This is a genomic window from Coxiella endosymbiont of Ornithodoros amblus, from assembly GCF_019425495.1.
Classification (GTDB): domain Bacteria; phylum Pseudomonadota; class Gammaproteobacteria; order Coxiellales; family Coxiellaceae; genus Coxiella.
In genome coordinates this window covers 1-4,517 of sequence record NZ_VFIV01000082.1, presented here as the reverse complement: position 1 = coordinate 4,517, position 4,517 = coordinate 1, and the positions used below count along the sequence as shown (strand labels likewise).

Sequence of the window (4,517 nt, the reverse complement as noted above, 5' to 3'; positions counted from 1 at the left end):
CTTAGAAAATGTAAGGGAAATTATTTTCAACCCAATAATCAATTGCTTCAATTAAAACAAGCCTTTCCATTAATTCCACCTGCTCAGGAAACAAACTCATCGCTTTCCTTCGTGTATGGAGGTTTTTAAATAATTAAAAATGCCTTTGATAAATGTTTATAATATTTTAATGTTTATAATATCTTAGAGATATTCTTTTCATTAAATCATTCCTGACACACGACTAATGCTCGTATAAAGATATCCCTTCTTTTTGTGTAATAATCATTGAAGCAGCTAACTCTCCAAAGTCACTGAACTTGCTAACGCAAAAGCTCATGCAACTTCCCAGAAGACGATTGTCAAACTGGTTAACTACTGATCTTTCGGATTCTTTGGATAAACTTGCAATACACATTTTAAAAGTCGCTGTGAATAGTAATCGAATGCAGCCCTTCGAATGACTTTTGTATTGCGTTTATATGGATCATTTAGACCAAGAGAAAAAAGCGGAGTATCAACAGAATGTTTCCCCATTTTAAAAAAGTTAACTCATTAACAGAATCCATTCTTTCTCCTATTGCGCTTGATTATCTCGTAGAAAAAGAAGAAAAAAAATGAAGAAGACACTGGCTTACTCGAATCGATCTTTAAAAAATATCTAGATAGTATTGTGAATGATCTAATTAGTTAGGAGTGAGATCTATCAAAGCCGAAAGAGAATCTTTTGTCTATTATTTTATATAAATTATAAACCTATATCTCTTTATTTGACTTCACCTGTATTTTAAACAAGCTTACAGAAACGTTTCATGAATCTGAAGACCTCAAAGTCAGTATGTAGAATCCCTTATTTATAGGTAAGCTCTCTAACCTACTATCGGGAAGATACTTTCTTAAGAGTCGAATTTAAAAATTTAGTTTCTCTTAATTTTTAGAAAATGATGAATTTCTATGGCGGTCTTTGATTATAAAAGTAATTGAAATCAACTTCAATAAAAAATTTTTAATCCATCAGAAGGGAAAATAGCAGATTTTATAAAAGAAACATTTTCTCTCAAGGGAAAAGGAAAAACCTTTGTACAACTCCCAATTTTTTTAGAACTCCTATTGCCCATGCCGAATCAGAATCCGATAATATAACAATTCTAATTATGATACCACATTAGAATTTGAAATCTTTAGCACGTTTGTTGGATAGAATCTTCATCCAGAAAGTTAAAGTTGAGATTCCGAGCTTCGCAAAGATGATAAAATTTGGTGGTATTTTTCTGCTTCAATAACGTCGCGGTGCATTTGTTTGATTAAAGCGCTTATCGAATCAAAACGGACTTCTTCTCGAAGTTTATGTAGAAATTCTACTTCTAAATAAAAATTGTAAATCGTTTTAGAAAAATCAAATAAATAAATTTCTAACAACAATCGGGCGTTTCCATCTTTAAAAGTAGGACGGACTCCCAAACTAGCTACCCCTCGATAAGATTTTTTATTTAAAAAAACGCGAACTACAAAAACACCAGACATTGGTGCAATCGAACGATGCAAGTCGATATTCGCCGTAGGAAAGCCCAATTCTCGACCCCGCTTCTCGCCGCCAATAACGCGGCCGCAAAGTCGATACGGTCGGCCCAGCAAAGCTCGCACCACGGCCATATCCCCTACTTGCAAAGCTTGTCGCACACGCGTACTACTTACGCGCTGGCCATCGTAAATAACCGAAGGCATTTCAATCACCTTAAAATTACATTCCTCGCCCAATTGCTTTAACAACGCATAATTACCCGCTCTTTTCGCGCCAAAACGACAATCATCGCCCGCCACAACGGCTTTCACTCCTAATCGATCCACTAAAATTTGCTTAACAAAATCTCCCGCCGCTAAATCAGCTAATGCGCGATCAAAGCGCAAACAAAAAAGGTAATCAATCTTCCATTCAGCAAACCCCAAGCATTTTTCCCGAAAACGCATCAATCGCGCTTCCGTTTGACCTTTTGCAAAAAATTCTTTGGCCTGTGGTTCAAAGATAATGACCACCGTTAGAAGCTTTAATTCTCGACCCAATTGCTTCAACGTTTTTAACAACGCTTGATGACCCAAATGTAGCCCATCAAAATTACCCAACGTGACCACGCAACCATTCAAATGGGTGAGTAAATTATGTTTGCCGCGTATTAATTTCATACTAATCACATGAAGTGAATAAGAGCGCGATCCTTCAGGAAAAGGACCACAGGCTAACCGAATAAATCCCATCAATCAATGTTAATCGGGGGTCGAAGATCACGCAGGCGCAACCCTGAAATCCACAGAGCTGCTACGTAGCTTAGCAATCCTAACAAGATAAGCACTACTAAATGCCAAACGCGATCCATTACTGACCACATCAGCCAATGATCAACTCTCCCTGAAAAAGCACTAATCACCAATCCCATGATTCCGTTAGCAAAAAGCAAACGCAAAATTAATTTCGTCCAATTAGGCAAAGGTTGATAAATCTTATCCCGTAGCAAAAAATACAATAATAACACTGCATTAAAAGATGATGCCAAAGAGATCGCTAAAGCTAAGCCCGCGTGCGCCAAGGGGTAAATCAATAGCGTATTTAATGTTAGGTTAACAACCACCGCCGCTGCGGCGATTTTAACAGGGATTTTTAGATTTTGTCGCGAATAAAATGCTGACGCCAAGATCTTAACAAGCATAAACCCAGGCAAGCCGACCGAAAATGCCCACAAACTCCGGCGTGTCATCAGGACATCGTGTGCAGTAAAAGCACCATGATAGATCAATGTCGCCAATAAAGGGACCGCTAAAATAAAAAGTGCCACGGCCGCTGGAACGCCGATTAACATCGCCATTCGCAATGCCCAATCGAGGGTAGCGGAATAGCCTTGCGCTGATTTTTGACTGTGTTGACGCGCTAAATTTGGTAACACGACCGTCGCTAAAGCAACACCAATCACTCCCAACGGCAAATAGGTGAGACGATCCGAATAATACAACCACGAAATACTGCCCCCTGCTAAAAACGAAGCAAAGAAATTGTCCATTAACAAACCGATTTGAGCCACTGAAACACCAAATAACGCCGGGACCATCAGTTTTAAAACGCGCATGACGCCGGGGTCTCGCCATTGCCATTTAGGAACCGGGAATAGATTCAAGAGATACAGAAAGGGTATCTGAATAAGTAATTGCAGTATTCCGCCAATCAAAACGCCCCACGCTAAAATGTATATCTGCGTCAAAGCATGCGGCGCCCACAGTCCGGCGACGGCGATCATAGCAACATTTAACAACACGGGTGTAAAAGCTGGTATGCCAAAACGATTAAACGTATTTAACGTTGCTCCGGAAAACGCCGTTAGCGCGATAAGAAATAAATAAGGCGAAGTAATGCGCAGCATATGCGTGGCGTACGCCAACCGAACCGGGTCGCGTACAAAACCAGGAGCAAAAACCATGATAATCACCGGGGCAAGGATTTCAGCGAGGGCTACCACAATCAGCAAAGCGGCCCCTAGGGTACCGGCAATATGATTGATAAATTCACGCACTTCTTCTGGCTTGCGATTAGCCCGATAATCCGAAAGCACTGGAACGAAGGCCTGGGCAAAGGCACCTTCACCAAAGAGACGGCGCATAAAATTTGGAATTTTGAATGCCACCACAAAAGCGTCAAAAGCGGGTCCCGCTCCAAAGATAATGGCCAATACCACATCACGAGCGAAGCCAAGAAGCCGAGAAATCAGCGTCATACTAGAAATCACTAGCGTTGACTTGAACAACTTGCGACTCATTGTCTTTCCATTTAGTAACCAAGGAGAAGTGAGGATAGGATCCTATCATTACCCGCAACTCACAGCCATTTCAATTTTAGGCTTCGTCATTCTTGCGTAGGCAGAAGTGACGGGCTTTAAGTTTTTTTCTTTACCATTTGTGAGTAATGATCTAGATAGGGTAACAATCACACGGTGTTCTATTGACAAACGCTCGCCAAAACGGCATATTGTGCGCCGTAAATAACGATTTTGGAGGTCCCTCGTGGCAAATTCAGCGCAAGCAAAAAAACGTGCGAGACAAAATGAAAAACGCGAACTTCATAACACCAGTCAACGTTCCGCCGTTCGTACGGCCGTCAAGAAAATTTTGAAAAGCCTCCAAGCTAATGACTTTAGTGCTGCTCAAAGTGCTTATCAATATGCAGTTCAGATATTGGATAAATCGGCTGGGCGGCGAATTATTCATCGAAATAAGGCGGCTCGTCTTAAAAGCCGATTAAGCCAGAAGATAAAAAGTCCGTCCTCCAGTCAGTAAACAATTTATCTTTTTCTAAAAATTGCTTTACGCTTATTTTGGTTATTTCTATCGGAGAGATAACTTTGTTTCCTACTCCCGAAAAAGGATACCGTTAATTTAACTGAGATTGCCTTAGCCTTTGGAGGGGAGGCGAAAGTCAGCTCGCGTTATCGACGACTGCAACGATTTTGTGGCTTATTTCAGATTGATTTTCTGCAAATCGCCGCTGGATTTTTAGC

General features: G+C 40.6%; 3 protein-coding genes. 1 reads left to right on the top strand and 2 read right to left on the bottom strand.

Going from position 1 to position 4,517, the window contains the following annotated elements; genetic code table 11:
* Positions 1 to 1,197: 1,197 nt before the first annotated feature.
* Together ribF and murJ are read right to left on the bottom strand one after the other, a co-directional pair.
* A complete protein-coding gene (gene ribF / locus FIV31_RS07325) occupies positions 1,198 to 2,232 on the bottom strand; it encodes a bifunctional riboflavin kinase/FAD synthetase (RefSeq protein WP_280124318.1) in 1,035 nt (344 codons plus the stop codon).
* Positions 2,232 to 3,779: a murein biosynthesis integral membrane protein MurJ gene (gene murJ / locus FIV31_RS07320; protein WP_280124317.1), complete on the bottom strand. Its 1,548-nt coding sequence runs from the start codon at positions 3,777 to 3,779 to the stop codon at positions 2,232 to 2,234. Before murJ ends, ribF begins: the two co-directional genes overlap by 1 nt.
* Positions 3,780 to 4,023: 244 nt before the next feature.
* Between murJ and rpsT the strand changes: the two genes are divergently transcribed.
* The gene (gene rpsT, locus FIV31_RS07315) at positions 4,024 to 4,296 is read left to right on the top strand and encodes a 30S ribosomal protein S20 (RefSeq protein WP_280124316.1); all 273 of its coding nucleotides are present in this window, start codon (positions 4,024 to 4,026) and stop codon (positions 4,294 to 4,296) included.
* Positions 4,297 to 4,517: the final 221 nt, after the last annotated feature.